Here is a 20,554-nt window from a genome sequence, read left to right as displayed (position 1 = left end):
GCATGTGCGACCGGGCACGGGTACTGGCCGCCGCCGGGACCGGCCGCCCGCCGGATTCGGTGTCCCGGCCCGTCGGCAGAAGGCGCTCCGCCTCCCGGAAGCAGGCCCACCGCCTCCGGGCCCCGTACTGCCCCCGAAGGGCCCGACGCGGGCTGAAACGCCCGTATCGCACGGCCGGGAGGCCTGGATTCCGCGAACTGTAATGATCCCGTGAGGCTTTGGCCCGCACCAGGGCGGGGAAGTGGCGCGGAACATGGCAGGCTTGGCACATGGCCCAGATCAACCCCAGCATCCTGTCCGCCGACTTCGCCCGTCTCGCCGAGGAGGCGAAGGCGGTCGAAGGTGCCGACTGGCTCCACGTCGATGTGATGGACAACCACTTTGTGCCCAATCTGACCCTCGGCGTGCCGATCGTGGAATCGCTCAGCCGGGCCACGGACACTCCGCTGGACTGCCATCTGATGATCGAGGACCCGGACCGCTGGGCGCCGCAGTACGTCGAGGCGGGCGCCGGTTCCGTCACCTTCCACGTGGAGGCCGCGGCAGCCCCCGTACGGCTGGCGCGGGAGATCCGGGCCAAGGGTGCCCGCGCCTCCATGGCGCTCAAGCCCGCGACGCCCATCGAGCCGTACGAGGACCTGCTCCCCGAACTCGACATGCTGCTGATCATGACGGTGGAGCCGGGCTTCGGCGGCCAGGCTTTCCTGGACATCATGCTGCCGAAGATCCGCCGCACCCGTGAGCTGATCTCCAAGCACGGCCTCGAACTGTGGCTCCAGATCGACGGCGGCGTCTCCGAGTCCACCATCGAGCGCTGCGCCGAGGCCGGTGCGGATGTTTTTGTCGCGGGTTCGGCGGTGTACGGGGCCGAGGACCCGGCCGAAGCGGTGCGCGCCCTGCGCGCCAAGGCGGAGGCGGCCACCGCCTCGGCGGCCTGGGCGTGCCGCCACTGATGCCGGAACGGGCGCCGGAACCCGCTCCGGCCCCCGATTGCAGGTCGGCCCGGCCAAGGGCAGATGAACGCGGTCCGACGGGACCGATCAAGGATCGCCGGATCTGACAGGATGAACGGCGTATCGAGAGTGTGAACAGCAGTGAGGAGATCGCGGTGTCTGCAATGTCGGCGGGACGGTCCGCCCTGCGGATGGGGCCCGCGGAGCTGGTGCAGGCGGCGGCCATGGCCCGCCGCTTCTACCTCGAAGGAAAGTCGAAGATCCAGATCGCCGAGGAGTTCGGCGTCAGCCGCTTCAAGGTGGCCCGGGTCCTGGAGACGGCTCTTGAGCGCGACCTCGTACGGATCGAGATCCGCGTGCCCGCCGAACTGGACGCCGAGCGCTCCGACGCGCTCAGGGCCCGCTACGGGCTGCGTCACGCGGTCGTCGTCGAATCCCCCGCGGAGGAGCAGGACGACGCACCGGACCCGGAGAACCTGGGTGAGGTCGCGGCGGATCTCCTCGGAGAGCTGGTGAACGAGGGCGATGTGCTCGGCCTCGCCTGGGGCCGGTCCACCATCCACATGGCGGCGGCGCTCGACCGGCTGCCGCCGTGCACGGTCGTGCAGCTCACCGGGGTGTACGACGCGGGGACGGCCGAGCGCGGCTCGGTCGAGGCGGTCCGGCGGGCCGCCCAGGTGGCCGGCGGTGAGGCCCACCCGATCTACGCGCCGATGCTGCTGCCCGACCCGGCCACGGCTGCCGCGCTGCGCCACCAGACCGGTATCGCGCGCGCCTTCGAGTACTTCGACAAGGTGACGGTCGCCGCGGTGTCCATCGGCTCCTGGGAGCCGGGCATCTCCACCGTCCACGACATGCTCACGGACGAGGAGCGGGCGCACTACGCGTCGCTCGGCGTCGCCGCCGAGATGTCCGCGCACCTCTTCGACACGGAGGGGCGGCGGGTCGGCCGGGACCTGGGCGAGCGATGCATCACGGTCGAGGCCGACCGGCTGCGCCGGATCCCCGAGGTGGTGGCGATCGCGGGCGGCCAGCGGAAGGCCGCGGCGATCGGGGCGGTGCTGCGGTCCGGGCTCGTCACCAGCCTGGTGACGGACACGGCGGCGGCCGACTATCTGCTGACCGAGTCGGCGGCGCCGCGGCGGCCGGCGCTGGAGCGGGCGGATCCGGACGGGGCCTGAGCGGGTGCCGGGGGCGGGCGGCGATGGTCGCGGTGACCATTGCCGGGGCCGCCCGGTGGCCGCTGCGTCCTCAACCGCCGGACGGGCTTGATAGTGCCGCCCGGCGATTGAGTGGGCCTTGACCGACGAGTCCGGTGGTTCAGTCCCGGGCCGCACCCAGGACCGTTGCCTCCAGGTACTCTTCCGGCTCCTCGTACTGGCTCACATCGGCCGGGTTGTAGCGGGGGGTCTGCCGTGACCAGTCCAGGTTGCCGCGCATCCAGCTCCGCATCCCGTCCAGGTACGGCACGAGCATCCAGGACAGCTGCGGGTATGCGGCCAGCAGCTCGGCCTCGGCGGTGAGGAACCGCTCCGTCTCCGTGGCGATCTCCGCACAGACGTGTTCGAGAGCCTGCTGCTTGCCGTAACCGCGGTGGTGCCGGACCAGATGGACGAGATTGTGGATCTCGCCGAGCACCTGCTCCTTCTCGTACGAGTACACGTCGTTGGCCCAGCACACGACATTGCACGACGCTTCCAGCGCGGCGATGAACCGGGAATCGTTGTGGATCGACTCGGGAGCCTCGATCCCGGCCACGATCTCTATCAGGTCCATGCAGACATGTATCGCGCCGGTGTGGCGACGCTTTGCGATGTACGTCTCCTCGGACGGCACCACCCCTGCGGCCCGGTTCCCGGCCTCCCAGGTGGTGGCCGTCGTGAGGTACGTGATGAGGTGCCGGCCGAACCGGGTGCGCCAGTGCGCGGCCGCGGTCGGCGTCGTCCGTTCCCACAGGTCGACCAGGGCGACCACGGCGGCGGGAAGGCCCTCGGCCGGCAGGGTACCGGTGCCCTCGATCACGGACCGCATCACCGCGACCACGTCCCGCACCCGCTCCGGGCTGCGGCCCAGGTGACCGTCGTCGAGCTGGTCGTCGACGAGAAACAGCCATACGAACCAGTCGGCGACGAGGTCGAGATTCTTGCTGTCGGCGGTCGGATACACCATGCCGACGAACGCTCCGAAGTCCGCTTGCTCGAAGCGCTTCCTGGCTGAATCACGGTGTACCAGACCGGTGTTGCGGATCCAGCTGCCGAGGTGGATCCGGGTGTGCCCGACGTGCGGACTCGTCCGCTGGGGGAACGGGCAGTAGATGTCCGGCAGTTCGCTCTCCACGAGTGGGTCGTGATCCTCTCCGGTCGTACGTGTGACGGAAGTTGTGACCATCCGCCTGTTCCTCCGGGGCGTAGTCGTGACCCACGGGACCTGCGGGTTTGAAGCTACCCGACCCCTTGTCACCAGGTCCAGGGAAGATGATCGCGAATGATTCGGATGCCGTGCGGGTAAGGTCCGTCGGCAAGGCAGGTTCCACTTGCCCGGGACTCCCGCTCCGTTCCTTTGGAGGGATGTACGAACGCGGGGGCCATTTGCTGTGTCTTCCTGGAAGCGACCTGCTCCGTTTCGTATGAAAAAATGAGCGTTATGCGTTTTCTTGAGCCCGGCACTGGTCGCTACACAGACTCCCCCTCGGTCCCGTACGACCTCACGTACGACGATGTCTTCATGGTTCCGGGTCGTTCGGCGGTCGGATCCCGCCAGGGCGTCGACCTCTCCTCGCCGGACGGCAGTGGCACCACCATTCCGCTCGTCGTCGCGAACATGACGGCCATCGCGGGCCGCCGGATGGCCGAAACGATCGCCCGCCGCGGCGGGCTCGTCGTCATCCCTCAGGACATCCCGATCGACGTCGTCACCGATGTTGTCTCCTGGGTGAAAACGCGCCACCTCGTGCTCGACACGCCGATCGTGCTCGCCCCGGGCCAGACGGTCGCCGACGCCCTGTCCCTGCTGCCGAAACGCGCGCACGGCGCGGGTGTCGTCGTCGACGAGGAGCAGCGGCCCCTCGGTGTCGTCACCGACCACGACCTGACCGGTGTCGACCGCTTCACCCAGCTCTCCGAGGTCATGTCCAGGGATCTGGTGCTGCTCGACGCGGACATCGACCCGCGCGACGCGTTCAACAAGCTCGACGGAGCCCACCGCAAGCTCGCCCCCGCGGTCGACGCGGACGGGCGGCTCGTCGGCATCCTCACCCGTAAGGCCGCACTGCGCGCCACTCTGTACACCCCCGCCACCGACGCGGCCGGCAAGCTGAGGATCGCCGCCGCCGTCGGGATCAACGGCGATGTGGCCGGCAAGGCCAAGCAGCTCCTGGACGCGGGCGTCGACACGCTCGTCGTGGACACCGCCCACGGCCACCAGGAGTCCATGATCAGCGCGGTCGGGGCCGTCCGGGCGCTCGATCCGCAGGTGCCGATCGTCGCAGGCAACATCGTCGCCGCCGAGGGTGTGCGCGACCTCATCGAGGCCGGCGCGGACATCATCAAGGTCGGTGTCGGCCCCGGCGCCATGTGCACCACCCGGATGATGACCGGTGTGGGCCGGCCGCAGTTCTCCGCCGTCCTGGAGTGTGCCGCCGAGGCGAAGAAGTACGGCAAGCACGTCTGGGCGGACGGCGGCGTCCGCCACCCGCGCGATGTCGCCATGGCGCTCGCCGCGGGCGCGTCCAACGTGATGATCGGCTCCTGGTTCGCCGGTACGTACGAGTCGCCGGGCGACCTCCAGCAGTCCGCCGACGGCCGCTTCTACAAGGAGTCCTTCGGCATGGCGTCCGCGCGCGCCGTGAAGAACCGTACGTCGGACGAGTCGGCGTACGACCGGGCCCGCAAGGCGCTCTTCGAGGAGGGCATCTCCACCTCGCGGATGTTCCTCGACCCGGCCCGGCCCGGCGTCGAGGACCTGATCGACTCGATCATCGCGGGCGTCCGCTCCGCCTGCACCTACGCCGGCGCGGCCTCCTTGGAGGAGTTCGCCGAGAAGGCGGTCGTCGGGGTGCAGAGCGCCGCCGGCTACGCCGAGGGCAAGCCGCTGCACGCCAGCTGGAGTTGATTCCGAAGTCCCGCAACACCATTGCCCCTCACGACCGTTCGTGCCGTGAGGGGCAACGGCGTTTTCGGGTGTCCCCACGTGGCTTCAGGGATGTCGGATTCCGGCCCTCGGATATCAAGGTGAACCGCTCCAACCCCATTGAAACGCAAGTAATATGAAGCGCAATCAGCTGCCTGCCTCTCTGCGGTAAGGGATCTCATGTCCTTCTTCACTGACCTGGCCCATCAGTACATCGACGGAGAGTGGAGGCCGGGCAAGGGGTCCTGGGACATCATCGACTTCAATCCGTACAACGGGGAGAAGCTCGCCTCGATCACGGTCGCCACGGCGGACGAGGTGGACCAGGCGTACCGGTCCGCCGAGGCCGCCCAGCGGGCGTGGGGCGACACCAACCCGTACGCCCGCCGGCTGGTGCTGGAGCGGGCGCTGCGCGTCGTCGAGGAGCGCGAGCCCGAGATCAGCGACGCGATCGTCGCGGAACTGGGCGGCACCCGGCTGAAGGCGGCCTTCGAGCTGCATCTCGCCAAGGAGTTCCTGCGGGAGTCGATCCAGCTCGCACTGCGGCCCTCCGGGCAGATACTGCCCTCGCCGACCGAGGGCAAGGAGAATCGCGTCTACCGGGTGCCCGTCGGTGTCGTGGGTGTCATCAGCCCCTTCAACTTCCCGTTCCTGCTGTCGCTGAAGTCGGTCGCCCCCGCCCTGGCGCTCGGCAACGCCGTGGTGCTCAAGCCGCACCAGAACACTCCGGTCTGCGGCGGCACGCTGGTGGCGAAGGTGTTCGAGGAGGCGGGGCTGCCGGCCGGGCTCCTGAACGTCGTGGTCACCGACATCGCGGAGATCGGTGACGCACTGCTGGAGCACCCCGTTCCGCAGGTCATCTCCTTCACCGGTTCGGACAAGGTGGGACGGCACGTCGCCACGGTCTGCGCGGCGAACCTCAAGCGCGCCGTACTCGAACTCGGCGGCAACAGTGCGCTCATCGTCCTCGACGACGCCGATCTGGACTACGCCGTGGACGCGGCCGTCTTCAGCCGGTACGTGCACCAGGGCCAGGTCTGCATGGCCGCGAACCGGATCCTGGTCGACCGCTCGGTGGAGAAGGAATTCACCGAAAAGTTCGTCGCCAAGGTCGCTTCGCTGCGGGTGGGGGACCCGGCCGACCCGGAGACCCAGATCGGGCCGCTGATCAACTCCTCGCAGGCCGAGGCCATTTCCTCGCTCGTCGACCAGACCGTCGAGGCCGGCGCGACGGCCCTGCTGCACGGCAGCGCCGAGGGCAATCTGGTGAGCCCGTCCGTGCTGACCGGTCTGGCCGCCGATTCCCCCGTCCTGTCCCAGGAGATCTTCGGTCCGGTCGCACTCCTCGTACCGTTCGACGGTGAGGACGAGGCGGTACGGATCGCCAACGACACTCCGTACGGTCTGAGTGGCGCGGTGCACACCGGCAACATCGAGCGCGGCGTGCGGATCGGGCAGCGCATCCACACCGGCATGATCCACATCAACGACGGCACGGTCCACGACGAGCCCATCGTCCCGTTCGGCGGCGAGAAGAGCTCCGGCCTCGGCCGGCTGAACGGCGAGTCGATGGTCGAGGCCTTCACCACCCAGAAGTGGATCTCGGTGCAGCACGGCCGTTCGCAGTTCCCGTTCTGACCGGTCACCCGATGCGGTGAGCGCGCCCGGCGGGGCGGGGCCATGGTCTACTTCGGGGGCGGCACCTGCCGCCCCCGAAGCAGACCATCGCAGAGAAGTGAACCGCCCGAAGTGCGCCTGAACGACCTCGACGAACGCATCGTCCACGCCCTCGCCGAAGACGCCCGGCGTTCCTACGCGGACATCGGCGCGCTCATCGGCCTGTCCGCGCCCGCCGTGAAACGCCGCGTGGACCGGCTGCGCGCCGAGGGCGCGATCACCGGCTTCACGGTGCGGGTGGACCCGGCGGCGCTGGGATGGGAGACCGAGGGGTTCATCGAGATCTACTGCAGCCGCAACACGTCGCCGGAGGCGATCAAGCAGGGGCTTGCGCGGTACCCGGAGATCGCGTCGGCCTCCACGGTGACGGGGGAGGCCGACGCGATCGTGCAGGTCTTCGCCGCGGACATGCGCCACTTCGAGCAGGTGCTCGAGCGGATTGCGGGCGAGCCGTATGTGGAGCGGACGAAGTCCGTGCTCGTGCTGTCGCCGTTGCTGCGGCGGTACTCGTCGGGGTCGCCGGAGTAGGGCGCCGGGCTGCGTCGGGCGGCCGCCTTGTTTTTAATCGCCGGACGAGCCGGACAGGTGCGGGGCAGGCTGGTGATGCCCGGGCTGCGGGTCTTCGGCGAGGCGTCGGGATGAGACCTGTGTCACCTGCTTGACCTGCAAAGACGTCGGGCGCAATGAATCGCCGCCACAGGCCGTCGGTGCGCAATGGATCGACGGTGCACGCGCAACGGTCGCGCCTTGTCCGGTTCGAGTGGCGGACCGTACCGTCAATACGTCCCCGCCCCGCCCGCACCGCCCGAGGTCAGCCATGCCGCCGTTGCGTACCGCCCTGCTCCAGAGCTCCGGACGACCCGGGCATGTGGACGAGAACATCAAGGTGCTCGACGGAGCCGCACGGCGGGCGGCGGACGCCGGGGTCCGGCTGCTCGTCTGTCCCGAGCTGTTCCTGACCGGGTACGCGATCGGGGCCGACGTGCCCCGGCTGGCCGAGCCGGCGGACGGGCCTTGTGCCCGGGCCGTCGCCGAGATCGCCGCACGGCACGGGCTCGCGGTCCTCTACGGCTACCCGGAGCGCGCGGGTGAGCAGATCTTCAACGCCGCGCAGCTCATCGGGCCGGACGGGTCGGCGCTCGCGAACTACCGCAAGACCCATCTGTTCGGCTGCTTCGAGCAGGAGTGGTTCACCCCGGGCGAGCAGTCCGTCGTCCAGGCCGAGCTGGACGGCGTACGCATCGGGATCATGATCTGCTACGACGTCGAGTTCCCGGAGAACGTCCGCTCGCACGCACTCGCGGGCACTGATCTGCTGCTGGTGCCCACCGCGCAGATGCACCCCTTCCAGTTCGTCGCCGAGTCCGTCGTACCGGTGCGCGCATTCGAGAGCCAGATGTACGTGGCGTACGTCAACAGGACCGGCCCGGAAGGCGAGTTCGAGTTCGTCGGGCTGAGCTGTCTGGCCGGTCCGGACGGCACCGTCCGCACGCGCGCCGGACGCGGGGAGGAACTGGTCATCGGTGAGGTCGACCCCGAGTTCCTGAGCGCGTCGCGCGCCGCCAACCCGTATCTGAACGACCGCCGCCCCGGTCTGTACGGCTCCCTCGTCTGAGCCTGCCACCCCTCGTTCCACCTTTTTCGCGCAAGGAGTCCGTACCCCATGACGTCCACGGTGCCCAACGCCGTCCAGCACACCGACGCGGCTGAGCCGATCACCATGTTCGGGCCGGACTTCCCCTATGCGTACGACGACTTCCTGGCACACCCCGCGGGGATCGGGCAGATACCGGCGACCGAGCACGGCACCGAGGTCGCCGTCATCGGTGGCGGGCTCTCCGGCATCGTCGCCGCGTACGAGCTGATGAAGATGGGGCTCAAGCCCGTCGTCTACGAAGCGGACGAGATCGGCGGCCGGCTGCGCACTGTCGGATTCGACGGCTGCGATCCGGAACTCACCGCGGAGATGGGCGCGATGCGCTTCCCGCCGTCCTCCACCGCTCTCCAGCACTACATCGACCTGGTCGGCCTGGAGACGAAGCCGTTCCCCAACCCGCTCTCCCCGGCCACCCCGTCGACCGTCGTCGACCTCAAGGGCGAGTCGCACTACGCGCGGACCATCGCCGATCTGCCGCAGGTGTACCGCGATGTGATGGACGCCTGGAACCGGTGTCTGGACGAGGGCGCGGACTTCTCCGACATGAACCGCGCGATGCGCGAACGCGATGTGCCCCGCATCCGGGAGATCTGGGCGAAGCTCGTCCAGAAGCTCGACAACCAGACCTTCTACGGATTCCTCTGCGACTCCGACGCCTTCAAGTCGTTCCGGCACCGTGAGATCTTCGGCCAGGTCGGCTTCGGCACGGGCGGCTGGGACACCGACTTCCCCAACTCCATCCTGGAGATCCTGCGCGTCGTCTACACCGAGGCGGACGACCACCACCGGGGCATCGTCGGCGGCAGCCAGCAGCTCCCGCTGCGGCTCTGGGACCGCGAACCGCAGAAGATCGTCCACTGGCCGCTCGGCACGTCGCTGTCATCGCTGCACAACGGCGAGCCGCGCCCCGCCGTGACCCGGCTGAACCGCACCGCCGGAAACCGGATCACCGTCACCGACGTCACCGGTGACATACGCACCTACCCCGCAGCGATCTTCACCGGGCAGTCCTGGCTGCTGCTCTCGAAGATCGACTGCGACGACGCGCTCTTCCCGATCGACCACTGGACGGCGATGGAGCGCACCCACTACATGGAGTCGTCCAAGCTCTTCGTGCCCGTCGACCGGCCGTTCTGGCTGGACAAGGCCGTCGACGACAGGGGGGTGCCGACGGGGCGGGACACCATGTCGATGACGCTCACCGACCGGATGACCCGGGGGACGTACCTGCTGGACGACGGCCCCGACCGGCCCGCCGTCATCTGTCTCTCGTACACCTGGTGCGACGACAGTCTGAAGTGGCTGCCGCTCTCCCCGAACGAGCGTATGGACGTCATGCTCAAATCGCTCGGCGAGATCTATCCGGACGTCGACATCAGGAAGCACATCATCGGCAACCCGGTGACCGTCTCCTGGGAGAACGAGCCGTGGTTCATGGGGGCGTTCAAGGCCAATCTTCCGGGCCACTACCGCTACCAGCGGCGGCTGTTCACCCACTTCATGCAGGACCGGCTGCCCGCCGACCGCCGGGGTCTGTTCCTCGCGGGCGACGACATCTCCTGGACGGCCGGATGGGCCGAGGGCGCCGTACAGACCGCGCTCAACGCCGTGTGGGGTGTGATGACCCGGTTCGGCGGCGCGACCGATGCGACGAACCCCGGCCCCGGCGACGTCTTCGACGACATCGCCCCGGTCGAACTCCCGGAGGACTGAGACGCCTTGCGGCCTCGTTACGCGGGCCGGCAGACGCTGCGCTGCCGGCCGAGGCCCGAGATCTCGACCTCCATCACGTCGTCCGGGCCCAGGTAGGGGAAGCGGCCGGACAGCGCCACGCCCTGCGGGGTACCGGTGTTGACGATGTCACCGGGCTCCAGCACCAGGTACTGCGACAGATGGTGCACCAGATGTGCCACGCTGAAGATCATGTCCGCGGTGCTGGAGTCCTGCCGCGGCTCACCGTTGACGTAGCTGCGCAGTCGCAGTTGCTGCGGGTCGCCGACCTCGTCGGCGGTCACCAGCACCGGGCCCAGCGGGTTGAACGTGGCGCAGCTCTTGCCCTTGGACCACTGACCGCCCGACTCCTCCAGCTGGAAGGCGCGTTCGGAGACGTCGTTGCTGACGGCGTAGCCCGCGATGTGCGCGGCGGCGTCGGCGGGGGAGTCCAGGTAGGAGGCGCGGCGGCCGATGACGACGGCCAGCTCCACCTCCCAGTCCGTCTTCTTCGAGCCGCGCGGGATCAGGACGTTGTCGTACGGGCCGACGACGGTGTTCGGCGACTTGTAGAAGAGGATCGGCTGCTCGGGCGGCTCGGCACCCGACTCCGCCGCGTGCGCCGCGTAGTTCTGGCCGATGCAGAGCAGCGCGGAGGGCCGGGCCACGGGCGCACCGATCCGCTGACCGGTGATGTCGATCTCCGGGAGCACCGGCTCGGCGGGCACCAGATGCGGATTGTCTGCGAGCGCGGCGAGGAACGCGCCGTCGATGTCGTCGGTGATGCCGGACAGGTCGTAGTGACGGCCCTCGGGGCAGACGAGGACCGGGCGCTCGTGGCCCGGCTCGCCGATGCGCATCAGTCGCATGAAGTGAAATCTCCTGAACGGTACGGGGGTTGGGGCTCTCTGAGCCCTAGGGTCTTTCGTTCGGATCAGGCCGGATCAGGCACCGGGGCAGGCGAGCCGGGCATGATCCGAACGAGAGGCCCTAGTGCAGGCGGGCGAGGGCGTCGGCGGTGACGGCGTGGACCGGGGGGCGTCCGGCGAGCAGCCGCAGCACCTCGTTGACGGCGCTCATTCCGAGCCGCTGCCGGCACTCGACGCTGCCCGCTGCCTGGTGCGGGGTGAGCAGCACATTCGGCAGGGAGCGGAAGGGGTGGCCGGCGGGCAGCGGCTCGGCGTCGAAGACATCGATTGCCGCATCCAGCCGGCCCGATGCCAGCTCGGCGATGAGCGCGTCCTCGTCGACCAGCCACGACCTGGCGGTGTTCACCAGGCCCGCCCCGTCCGGCATCAGCGCCAGCTGTTCGGCGCCGATCATCCTGCGGGTCTCCTCGGTGACCGGCGCGTGCACGGCCACGATCCTGCTGCGCGACAGGAGAGTCCGAAGCGGTACGGACTTCACGCCGAGCGCCTCGGCGTCCGCATCGGAGAGGTACGGGTCGGTGACGCTGACCCGCGCCCCCATCGCCCGGACCAGGGCGATGTAGGCACGTCCGGTGCGGGAGGCGCCGATCACGCCGATGTCGCTGCCATGGATCTCGTGGCGGGGCGGGGCCTCGCTCGCCGCCGCCCACTCCAGCCCGTCGCGCAGGGCGTGGTCGAAGCGCTGGATGCGGTGGAGCAGCGAGAGCGTGAACGCGAGCGCCACTTCGGCGACCGGGCGGGCCATCTCGTCACCCGCCTGGGTCACCAGGATGCCCCGCCGGAACACCTCCTCGGTGACATAGGGCGCGACCGCCGAACCGGTGTGCGCCACCAGTTCCAACCGGTCGGCCGATGCGAGGAGTTCGGCGTCCACCTTGGGCGCCCGCCACGAGGTGATCAGCGCGCGGGCGCCGGGCAGCGCCGCGGCCACCGCCGCCCGGTCGCGGTGGTCGTCCAGGACCGTCAGCTCCGCCGCGCGCTCCAGCTCCCGCCACACCTCGGTGGTGAAGAACTGGGCCCGCAGGCCCGGCGGTACGGCGACGACCACCCGGGAACGGTCGGCAGGATCAGGAGAGCCAGGCATCGAGGTGCTCCGCAACGAAGGCGTCATCGGTCAGCCAAGGGTAGGCCGCGGCCACCCGGCTGATCTCCTCCGCCTGCCCGGGGGAGAGCGTCTCGGCCGGGTCCAGGCACCTGATGTTCGCCAACAGACCCTGGCGGTACAGCACTTCGTGCACCCCGGCGATGCAGCCGCGGAACGCGCCGCGCACATCGAAGACGGCGCTGTTGGCATCGGTCAGCTCGGAGCGACGCGCCAGGCAGCGCACCATCGCCTCGTGGTCCCCGCCGCGCACCTTGCGGACGTCGTCGAGGAGGGTCACCGCGGAGCTCGTCCACACGGCCCACTGGCCGAGGAGGCCGCCCGCGAACCAGCGCGGTGTGCCGCCCGCCGTCTTGTACGGGGTGAGCAGATCACCGATGATGTCGTCGTCGTTGCCCGTGTACAGCGCCACCTCGTCGGCGCGGTCCGCGGCGGCCACCGCCCGTACGACATCGGCGGTGCGGTACCGGTCGAACGGGGCGATCTTCACCGCGACCGTGTTCGGCAGATCGGTGAAGGCGGACCAGAAGCCCGGCGACAAGTACCGTCCGCCGACGGCCTCCTGGAGATAGAAGCCGATCACCGGCAGCACCTCGCCGACCGCCCGCGCCCGCTCCAGCAGACCCTTCTCGTCCGCACCGGGCACGGCCGGGCTGAGCAGCACCGCGTCATAGCCGAGTTCGGCGGCGGTCTCGGCCTCGGCGACGGCCTGCGCCGTGTATCCGCAGGCACCGGCGACCTTGACGAACGGCCGGCCGGCCTCGGCGTCGATCGTCTCGGCGGCGAGCTCCAGAACCGGCCGGAACAGACCGACCTCCGGCTCGCGGATCTCGAACTGGGTGGTGTGTACGGCGACGGCGACCCCGCCCGCGCCCGAGGCGAGGTAGTAGCGGGTCAGCGCGCGCTGCCGCCGCTCGTCGAAGGAGCCATCGGCGTGCAGGGCGAGCGGATGGGCGGGGATCACGGCACCGTGGGCGAGCGCGTCCAGGGCGGGAGTGGACAGGAGGGAGGGAGTGGACATGGAGTGGATCAGAACCTTCCGTCACGGACCTGGAACTTGGTGGGCTTGCCGGACAGCGGCAGCCCGCGGCGCAGCCAGTCGGCCTGCCACTCGACGAGGGTGCGCAGAGCGACATCCGGGTACCCGAAGAGAGCATGGCAGCGGCTCGCGTCGGAGAGCAGCGCGGTGGGCGCCTCCTCACCCGCGAAGACCGGCTCCCGGTCGAACTCCTCGCCGAACCACTGGGCGATGCGCCGCACCGAAGCGGTCTCCGGACCGGTGAGGTTGAGCGTGAACGCCTCGCCGTCGGTGGCGTGCAGCAGGGAACGCAGGGCGACCTCATTGGCGTACCCCTGCCACACCACATTGGCATGACCGGTCGTCACATCGACGGGCTCGCCCGCCTGTACGCGGTACGCGATGTCGGCGAGGACGCCGTAGCGCAGATCGACCGCGTAGTTGAGGCGGATGTTGGCGATCCTGGTGCCACGGGTCAGCGCCGCATGGCCGAAGATCCGCTCACGGCCGAGGCAGGACATGGCGTACTCGCCGACCGGGCCGACCGGGTCGGACTCGGTGCAGCCGCCGGAGGAGACCGGCACCAGCGGATACACATTGCCGGTGGAGAACGCGGCGATCCGCGAACCGGACCAGCGGCGTGCCACCCGGTCCGGCATCGCGGCGTTCACGGCCCAGGCGTGCGAAGGCGCCCCGGCGGAGCCGAACTTGGCGCCGACCATGAAGACGACGTTCCCGGCGTCCGGCAGCTCGGCTGGATCGGCGGCCGGGTCCATCAGGTCGAAGGCGACGGTGGAGACCCCGGCGGCCTCCAGCTCGTCGGCGGCGGACTTGTCGGACCAGCGGGAGACCGCGTACACGGTCACGTCCTGGCGGCCCGCGTCGTCCAGCGCCTGGCGGGCCAGCCGGCACAGGCTGGGGCCCATCTTGCCGCCGGCGCCGAGCACCAGCAGATCGCCTTCGAGGCGGCCGAGGTCGGCGACGAGCGCGGGGGAGGGGGTGGCGAGCCGCTCTTCGAGAGCGGCCTCATCGGTGAACATGCTTGGCTATCCCTTGATTCCGGACGCGGTGACGCCCTCGGTGAAGTAGCGCTGGCCCACCATGTACGCGGCGAAGATGGGCACGAACGCGATGACGGAGCCGGAGAGCACCACATTGAGCGGCACGTTCTGCTGCTGGAGCGAGGCGATGCCGACGGTCAGGGTGCGCATGTCGGTGGACTGGCCGATGACCAGCGGCCACAGGAAGTCGTTCCAGTGCCACAGGAAGACGAAGACGCCGAGTGTGGCGAGGATCGGCTTCAGCAGCGGCAGCACGATCCGGTAGAAGATCTGCCACTCGTTGCAGCCGTCGAGCCGGGCCGCCTCGAAGAGTTCGTCCGGCAGCCCCTGGATGAACTGGCGCATCAGGAACACCGCCTGGGCGTTGGCCAGGGTCGGCACGATCAGACCCCAGTACGTGTCCACGCCGCCCAGCTTCGCGATCATCGCGAACGTCGGGATCATCGTGACGTGGTACGGGACCATCACCATCGACAGGAACGACCAGAACATCGTCTCCCGGCCCGGGAAGCGTTTCTTGGCGAAGGCGTACCCCGCGAGCGAGGCGAGCAGCAGCACGCCGACGACCGAGACGACCGAGTAGAGCAGGGTGTTGGCCAGCCAGCGCGGCACGTCCTGGGAGTTCATGACGGTGTCGTACGCCTCGCCGGTCAGCGGCCAGGGCAGCAGACTGCCGGGGAACTCCACCGCTGCGGCGGGCTTCAGCGAGAGAACGACCATCGCGTAGAACGGGAAGATCGTCACGATCGCGGCCACCGTCAGCAGGACGGAGCGGCCGATCCGGCCGGCCCGGGTGGGCCGCATGCCGTGCGGGACGGTGTCCTGCTCCGAGAGCTTGCGCAGCTTGCGCTCGGCCCGGCGGGCGGCCCGGTCGGGCGTCGCGGGAGCCGTGTCCGAGGGCGGGGTCCTGGTCTCTACGGGTGCTGCGTTCATGGTCACTGGTCCTTCCCGATCACGAGCCGCTGGATCACCGCGACCACCACGGTCAGCGCGAAGAGCGCGACGCCGATGGCGGAGGCGTAGCCCAGGTCGAAGTACTTGAAGCCCGCGTCGTAGAGCTGGAAGACGAGCGTGTAGCTGGCGTTGGCGGGGCCGCCGCCGGTCATCGTGTAGACCGCGTCGAAGACCTGGAACGAGGCCGTCGTCTCGATCACGGCGAGGAAGAACAGTGCGGGCTTGAGCTGCGGCAGCACGATGTACCGGAACCGCTGCCAGGGCCCCGCGCCGTCGGTGAGGGCCGCCTCCTCCAGCTCCCGCGGGATGTCCTGCATCCGGGCCAGCAGGATGAGCATCCCGTAACCGAAGCGGGACCAGACGCCGACGATCGCGAGCGCGGGCAGCACCAGCACGTCGTCGGAGAGCCAGGAGCCCTCGGACATCCCGAACCAGCCCATCAGGGTGGACCACGGGCCGCCGGTCGAGAAGATCCAGACGAAGACGGTGGCGGCCAGCACCAGCGAGGTGACGACCGGCAGGAAGAACACCGAACGGAAGAACTTGGCGCCGCGGAACGCGCGGCGGGTGATCAGGGCCAGGGACACCGACGCGATCAGCGTGCCCGGCACGGCGAGCACGGTGTAGAGGACCGTGACCTTCAGCGCCTGCCAGAACAGCGGGTCGTCCCACAGGCGGGTGAAGTTGTCCAGCCCGACGAAGCTGCCGCCGCCGGTCAGGGAGTAGTCGGTGAAGCTCATCAGCACACCGGCGATGCCCGGACCGAACCGGAAGGCGAGGAAGAGCAGGAAGCACGGCAGGACGAAGAGCAGGCCGATCCGGGCCTCGCGGCGCGCCTGCGGCCCGCTGCGACGGCCCCGGCGGGTGGGTTCCGCGACGACTGCCACGGGGATCTCCTTGCGGTACGGGGGAATTGCGGGGGAAGGTGCGGGGCCGGGGTCCGGGTGCGGCCGGACCCCGGCCCGCGGACGATCAGCGGCCGAGCATCGCCTGCGCGGCCTTCTGCGCGGCGTTCAGCGCCTCCTGCGGGCTCTTCTTGCCCAGCAGCGCCGCCTGGATCTCCGGCGCCAGCACGCCCTGGACCTCACGGGCCTTCTCCTGGAGCGGGCCCACGGTCATGTTCGGCAGCGTGGCGCCGACCGCCGTCTGCAACGCGTCGCCGGGGTAAAGGTCGCCGCCGGACCTGCGGGCCGGGAAGTAGCCTGCTTCCTTCTCCAGACCGGCCGCGTTCTTCGACTCGGCGACGAAGTTCAGCCAGTCGCCGGTGTTCTTCTTGTCGGCGCCCTTCAGCATCGACAGGGCGCCCACGGTGCCGTAGCCGACCGACTCGACGTCCTTCAGCGGCGGCTGGACGACGATGTTCTCCTTGCCCCAGAACGGCTCGACGTCCGCCGGGGTGTTCTGCCAGGTACAGGCGATCTTGCCCTTGGCGGTGGGGGTCTGCTCCAGCTTGGGCGTGGTGGTGACCAGGTCCTTGTCGGTGTAGCCGCCGTCGACGAACTCCTTCAGGTACGTCAGGGCCTTGACGCCCGCCGCGTCGTTGAAGGTGACGGTCTTGCCGTCCTCGGAGAAGACGTCCCCGCCGGCCTGCCACAGCAGCGGGTAGAAGGTCATGTTGAGGGTCTGCTGGGTGTCGCCGTAGTAGGTCGTGGCGTAGTAACCCTTCTTCTTCAGCTTCGGGGCCAGCGCCTGAAGGTCCGCCCAGCTCGTCGGGTAGTTCTTCTCACCGATGGCGGCGAACACCCGCTTGTCGCAGATCAGCGGGTTGGCGCTGGTCAGGATCGGGGTGGCGAGCGCCTTGCCGTCGACCGTGACGGACTTCAGCGCGAAGTCCGTGTAGTCCGACTTGGCGTCGGCCGGCATGTAGTCGTCGGCCGGGACGATGCTCCTGGCGTACTTCGGCAGCTGGTCCGGGATCAGGTAGACCGCATCCGGGCCCTTGCCGGAGGCGATCGCGGTGGCCAGCGCGGTGTCGCGGTTGGCCCACGGGAAGGTCTCCACCTTCACCTTGACACCCGAGTGCTCCTTCTCGAACGCCTTGACCAGGCCGTCCCAGTACGCCTTGTTCTTGGCCTCGTCGAAGATGACCGGGTAGGTCCACATGGTGACGGTGTTGTCGTCGCTGCCGCTGCCGGAACAGCCGGCCAGCACACCGGCGGCGAGCGCGGTGGCCAGGACGGGGGCGGCGACGGCACGGACTCTGGAACGGCGGGTGAGGAGACGGGACATGAGGTGGTCCTCCGAGGACATGAGGGTGGGGCGGGGGAGAGGGGGTGTCACTTGGCCGGCACCGTCTGGACGGTGCCGGTGTGCCGGGCGCGTTCGGCGGCGAACGCCGCGAGATGACTGCCGAGCGAGGTGGCGGGACCGGAGCGGACGGCCCCGGCATCACCGGTGGCGACGGCGGTGACGAACGCCTCGACGAGCGCGGCGTCCCCGCCGCCGTGCCCGTCGGCCGCGTTCGAACCGGAGGCGCCGAGTTCATGGACGGTGCTCTCGCCGGTCCGGAAGTCCTGCACGGTGACCCGCTCGCCGTCACCGATCAGCCAGCCGTGCGAGCCGAAGATCCGGGTCTGCCGATGCGTCTGCTCGGTGAACGCCACCATCTGGAAGGTCGCGGTCACCCCGTCCGTCAGCTGCATCGCCAGCACCTGGTGGTCGACCACGTCGTTGTCGCTGCGGTACGCGCAGACGCCGTACGGCCCCTCGCGCAGCGCCTGCACGAGCCCGGCCTCGTCGGTCGCCTCGGTGACATGGGTGACCGGCCAGACCGCGCCCTTCTCGCGCAGCGTGGGCATGTACAGCTTCAGTGCGCTGTACGGGCAGTCGGACTCGACCGCACAGTCGAGACAGCGGTCGGCGGACCCGGCCGGAGCATTCTCCGGCCGGAAGTGCTTCAGCCCGCCGAAACCGGTGACCTGTTCGATCCGTCCGCCCATGACATAGGTGATCCAGTCCAGGTCGTGGCAGGACTTGGCGAGCAGCATCGGGGAGGAGTCCTTCTCGCTGCGCCACGGCCCGCGCACATAACTGTGGGCGTAGTGCCACCAGCCGACCGGCTCCAGATGGTCGAGGGAGACCAGCTGACCGAGCACGCCGGAGTCCACGACCTCCTTCACCAGGTCGGTGTAGGGGGTGTACCGCATGACATGGCACACCGCGAAGAGGACCCCGGCCCGCTCCACACCCTCGACGATCCGCCGGGTCTCGTCCTCGGTCGGGGCGAGGGGCTTCTCGGCGAGGATCGCGTATCCGGCCTCGGCCAGGGCCAGCACCGGCTCCACATGGAAACGGTCCTGGGTGGCGACGATGACGGCATCGGCGATGCGGTTCTCGGCCAGCGGCCGCCAGTCGTCGAGCTCGACGGGTGCACCGGCGGCGGCCCGCGCCGCGGGGCGCGGATCGGCGACGGCGACGAGTTCGGCGCGCTCGGGGTGCGCCTTGATCCACTCGGCGTACGTCAGACCGCGGTTGCCGGCGCCGACGAGCGCGACCCGTACGGGCCGGCCGGTGATCGGGGTATGCGTGGACACGGGGAATCCCTGGTACTCGATGGGCGAAGTGGTCAGAAGCGCAGCGTGGCCGCGGTGTGGGCGACGCGGTCGCCCTCGTCCGGCAGCGCGGTGCGCTCGGTGCCGTCCTCGACGCAGCCGGTGTGCAGTAGATGGCTGGAGTCGCCGCTGAACGCCGCAGGCCGCAGTTCGAGCCGGCCGCCGGTGAAGGTGGAGCCGATGGCCCGGTAGCGGTTGGGGCCCTCGGTGACCAGCACATGGGCGGTGCCCTCGGGGGCGGTCGAGTCGAGGCCGGTGAGCTGCCAGTCGACGGTGCGTCCGGAGCCGGTACGGGCCAGCAGGGCGCCGTCCTTGTTGGTGCCGGTCAGGCGCGCTCCGTCGACGCGCAGCCGCTGGTTCTTCGTCGAGGTCAACTTGAGCCCGGTGTCGCGGAGTTCGCCGTCGAGGACGGTGATGTCGGCGTGTGCGAGCGAGACCGGGGCGGTGTCCTTGGAGCCGGTCAGGGTGCACTGGTCCAGGACGAGCGGACCGGTGCCGTTGAAGACCGCGCCGTCGACGCCCTTCAGCGTGCTGCGCTGAAGGGTGAGCGGGGCGGTGACACCGGCCTGGGTTATCTCCGCGCCCGCCGCGAAGGCGAACGAGGAGTCGGCGATCACATTGGGGCGGGCGGACAGGTCCGAGGCCCGGGAGACGATCAGCGGGCCGGAGGCCGTACAGCCGCGCATCTGCACACCGTCGGCGTTGACCCAGAGCATTCCCGAGCCGGCCAGGGACTTCTTGCCGATGACCAGTACGTCTTCCAGCGTCAGATCGGTGATCTTGACGCGGGCCACGAACCAGGAGCAGGCGTGCCTGCGTACCGTGATCCGCTTGGCCCTGCCGCCCCACGCGGCACCGGAGTTGGCGAAGGTCATCAGACCGGAGTTGCCGGTGTAGACGAGGTCGTGCTCGAACTGCCCATGCGTCACGAACGGGCCTTCGTCGTCACCGTCGCCGTGGCAGTTGGTGACATAGCAGTAGGCGGAGGCCGTGAAGTCGTTGAGATGACGGGCGTTGGAGGTGTGGCAGTCCTCGACGTGCCCGTACAGACAGTAGATCTGCTGGGTGAGATATCCGGCGCCGCCGTACGTGACGGACTTGGGGTTGGTCAGCGAGCACTGCTCGGTGCGGTAGTACGTGCACCAGCGGCGCATCACCACCGGCCAGAAGGTACCGATGGCCTCGATCCCGGAGACGTCGCAGCGCACCGCGTACTCGTAGGCGACCGGGTGCGAGCCGGTCATCTCGTCCTCGCCCCAGCCCTCGAAGACGAGGTTGCGGACGTGGGCGCGGTCGACGGGCTCGATCCGGGTCCAGGTGAGGGTGCGGCCGGCGGCCAGGTCCCAGCCGATCTGGTAGTTGACCCGGATGTGCGCAGGGTCGACGACATCGGTGACCTGGACGAGACGCTGGATCTCCTTCTCGTACTTTCCCGACAGGGCGTTGATCTCCACGGCCCACCACTGGCCGACTGAGAACTTCGCCGAGTCGCCGACCTCGAAGAGATCCGAGAGATCCGGCATCGCCGCGCTCAGGGTGTGCTTGACGGTGGTGTCGGTGACGGTGCCGCGGAAGGAGAGGACGGCGCCGAAGGGGTTGTCGTGGGTGTTCTTCTCGATGCCTTCGGTGCGCATGCGGTGGCCGCCGAAGTCGAGTTCGATGTGGGAGCGGTTCCAGAGGTGGCGTTTGGTGAAGAGGAGGTCGGTGTGAGCCTCGATGCGGTGGACGCTTTTGTCGGCGATCATCGCGTCGAGGGCGGCGTCGGCGGGGTTCTCGGCGTCGAAGTGGCCGAAGGTGCGGAAGTCGAGGGTTCC

At 69.5% G+C, this 20,554-nt stretch carries 17 protein-coding genes; 7 read left to right on the top strand and 10 right to left on the bottom strand.

Annotated features, from left to right (window positions below; translation table 11 throughout):
• Window positions 1-269 precede the first annotated feature (269 nt).
• Both rpe and IEZ15_RS10075 read left to right on the top strand, forming a co-directional pair.
• Entirely contained in the window at window positions 270-953 is a 684-nt protein-coding gene (rpe, locus tag IEZ15_RS10080) for a ribulose-phosphate 3-epimerase (RefSeq protein ID WP_189276003.1), read from the top strand.
• Between the two features lie 164 nt (window positions 954-1,117).
• Complete coding sequence (locus tag IEZ15_RS10075) at window positions 1,118-2,134, top strand: sugar-binding transcriptional regulator (RefSeq protein WP_189276421.1); 1,017 nt, start codon at window positions 1,118-1,120, stop codon at window positions 2,132-2,134.
• A 139-nt stretch (window positions 2,135-2,273) separates the two neighbouring features.
• Here IEZ15_RS10075 and IEZ15_RS10070 read toward each other — a convergent pair whose 3' ends face one another.
• Entirely contained in the window at window positions 2,274-3,290 is a 1,017-nt protein-coding gene (locus IEZ15_RS10070) for a terpene synthase family protein (RefSeq protein ID WP_189276419.1), read from the bottom strand.
• A 306-nt stretch (window positions 3,291-3,596) separates the two neighbouring features.
• Here IEZ15_RS10070 and IEZ15_RS10065 point away from each other — a divergent pair, with 306 nt between their 5' ends.
• From IEZ15_RS10065 to IEZ15_RS10045, 5 genes are all read left to right on the top strand, one after another.
• A complete protein-coding gene (locus IEZ15_RS10065; protein ID WP_114243477.1) occupies window positions 3,597-5,063 on the top strand; it encodes a GuaB1 family IMP dehydrogenase-related protein in 1,467 nt (488 codons plus the stop codon).
• Between the two features lie 198 nt (window positions 5,064-5,261).
• A complete protein-coding gene (locus IEZ15_RS10060; RefSeq protein ID WP_114243476.1) occupies window positions 5,262-6,719 on the top strand; it encodes an aldehyde dehydrogenase family protein in 1,458 nt (485 codons plus the stop codon).
• A 111-nt stretch (window positions 6,720-6,830) separates the two neighbouring features.
• Window positions 6,831-7,286, top strand: coding sequence for an Lrp/AsnC family transcriptional regulator (locus IEZ15_RS10055; protein WP_114243475.1), 456 nt, complete (start codon window positions 6,831-6,833; stop codon window positions 7,284-7,286).
• Between the two features lie 289 nt (window positions 7,287-7,575).
• Entirely contained in the window at window positions 7,576-8,373 is a 798-nt protein-coding gene (locus tag IEZ15_RS10050) for a carbon-nitrogen hydrolase family protein (protein ID WP_114243474.1), read from the top strand.
• Between the two features lie 48 nt (window positions 8,374-8,421).
• Window positions 8,422-10,128: a flavin monoamine oxidase family protein gene (locus IEZ15_RS10045; RefSeq protein WP_189276001.1), complete on the top strand. Its 1,707-nt coding sequence runs from the start codon at window positions 8,422-8,424 to the stop codon at window positions 10,126-10,128.
• 17 nt (window positions 10,129-10,145) lie between these two features.
• Here the strand turns inward: IEZ15_RS10045 and IEZ15_RS10040 are convergent, their stop codons facing one another.
• The 9 genes from IEZ15_RS10040 to IEZ15_RS10000 form a co-directional block, all read right to left on the bottom strand.
• On the bottom strand, window positions 10,146-10,994 hold the full coding sequence (locus tag IEZ15_RS10040) for a fumarylacetoacetate hydrolase family protein (protein WP_189275999.1): 849 nt from the start codon (window positions 10,992-10,994) through the stop codon (window positions 10,146-10,148).
• Between the two features lie 121 nt (window positions 10,995-11,115).
• A complete protein-coding gene (locus IEZ15_RS10035; RefSeq protein ID WP_189275997.1) occupies window positions 11,116-12,138 on the bottom strand; it encodes a hydroxyacid dehydrogenase in 1,023 nt (340 codons plus the stop codon).
• The gene (locus IEZ15_RS10030; RefSeq protein WP_189275995.1) at window positions 12,122-13,177 is read right to left on the bottom strand and encodes a dihydrodipicolinate synthase family protein; all 1,056 of its coding nucleotides are present in this window, start codon (window positions 13,175-13,177) and stop codon (window positions 12,122-12,124) included. Before IEZ15_RS10030 ends, IEZ15_RS10035 begins: the two co-directional genes overlap by 17 nt.
• An 8-nt stretch (window positions 13,178-13,185) precedes the next feature.
• Complete coding sequence (locus IEZ15_RS10025) at window positions 13,186-14,214, bottom strand: NAD-dependent epimerase/dehydratase family protein (RefSeq protein WP_189275993.1); 1,029 nt, start codon at window positions 14,212-14,214, stop codon at window positions 13,186-13,188.
• Between the two features lie 6 nt (window positions 14,215-14,220).
• Window positions 14,221-15,168: a carbohydrate ABC transporter permease gene (locus IEZ15_RS10020; RefSeq protein ID WP_189275991.1), complete on the bottom strand. Its 948-nt coding sequence runs from the start codon at window positions 15,166-15,168 to the stop codon at window positions 14,221-14,223.
• Window positions 15,169-15,170: 2 nt separating this feature from the next.
• On the bottom strand, window positions 15,171-16,076 hold the full coding sequence (locus tag IEZ15_RS10015) for a carbohydrate ABC transporter permease (RefSeq protein ID WP_189275989.1): 906 nt from the start codon (window positions 16,074-16,076) through the stop codon (window positions 15,171-15,173).
• Between the two features lie 85 nt (window positions 16,077-16,161).
• On the bottom strand, window positions 16,162-17,418 hold the full coding sequence (locus tag IEZ15_RS10010) for an ABC transporter substrate-binding protein (protein ID WP_189275987.1): 1,257 nt from the start codon (window positions 17,416-17,418) through the stop codon (window positions 16,162-16,164).
• A 47-nt stretch (window positions 17,419-17,465) separates the two neighbouring features.
• Window positions 17,466-18,722, bottom strand: coding sequence for a Gfo/Idh/MocA family protein (locus IEZ15_RS10005; RefSeq protein ID WP_189275985.1), 1,257 nt, complete (start codon window positions 18,720-18,722; stop codon window positions 17,466-17,468).
• Between the two features lie 32 nt (window positions 18,723-18,754).
• Window positions 18,755-20,554: peptidase C14 (locus IEZ15_RS10000; protein WP_189275983.1), on the bottom strand; the 1,800-nt coding region annotated here is incomplete at its 5' end.

The sequence above is a fragment of the Streptomyces atratus genome (assembly GCF_014648655.1).
Classification (GTDB): domain Bacteria; phylum Actinomycetota; class Actinomycetes; order Streptomycetales; family Streptomycetaceae; genus Streptomyces; species Streptomyces atratus.
Note: the sequence above shows the minus strand (reverse complement) of the source record. Positions and strands in the feature narration are given on the sequence as shown.

Coding starts and splice junctions, on each gene's coding strand:
- IEZ15_RS10020 (WP_189275991.1), bottom strand. CDS start 15,168: ATGAACGCAGCACCCGTAGAGACCAGGACCCCGCCCTCGGACACGGCT.
- IEZ15_RS10060 (WP_114243476.1), top strand. CDS start 5,262: ATGTCCTTCTTCACTGACCTGGCCCATCAGTACATCGACGGAGAGTGG.
- IEZ15_RS10030 (WP_189275995.1), bottom strand. CDS start 13,177: ATGTCCACTCCCTCCCTCCTGTCCACTCCCGCCCTGGACGCGCTCGCC.
- rpe (WP_189276003.1), top strand. CDS start 270: ATGGCCCAGATCAACCCCAGCATCCTGTCCGCCGACTTCGCCCGTCTC.
- IEZ15_RS10040 (WP_189275999.1), bottom strand. CDS start 10,994: ATGCGACTGATGCGCATCGGCGAGCCGGGCCACGAGCGCCCGGTCCTC.
- IEZ15_RS10035 (WP_189275997.1), bottom strand. CDS start 12,138: ATGCCTGGCTCTCCTGATCCTGCCGACCGTTCCCGGGTGGTCGTCGCC.
- IEZ15_RS10045 (WP_189276001.1), top strand. CDS start 8,422: ATGACGTCCACGGTGCCCAACGCCGTCCAGCACACCGACGCGGCTGAG.
- IEZ15_RS10050 (WP_114243474.1), top strand. CDS start 7,576: ATGCCGCCGTTGCGTACCGCCCTGCTCCAGAGCTCCGGACGACCCGGG.
- IEZ15_RS10025 (WP_189275993.1), bottom strand. CDS start 14,214: ATGTTCACCGATGAGGCCGCTCTCGAAGAGCGGCTCGCCACCCCCTCC.
- IEZ15_RS10010 (WP_189275987.1), bottom strand. CDS start 17,418: ATGTCCCGTCTCCTCACCCGCCGTTCCAGAGTCCGTGCCGTCGCCGCC.
- IEZ15_RS10075 (WP_189276421.1), top strand. CDS start 1,118: ATGTCGGCGGGACGGTCCGCCCTGCGGATGGGGCCCGCGGAGCTGGTG.
- IEZ15_RS10065 (WP_114243477.1), top strand. CDS start 3,597: ATGCGTTTTCTTGAGCCCGGCACTGGTCGCTACACAGACTCCCCCTCG.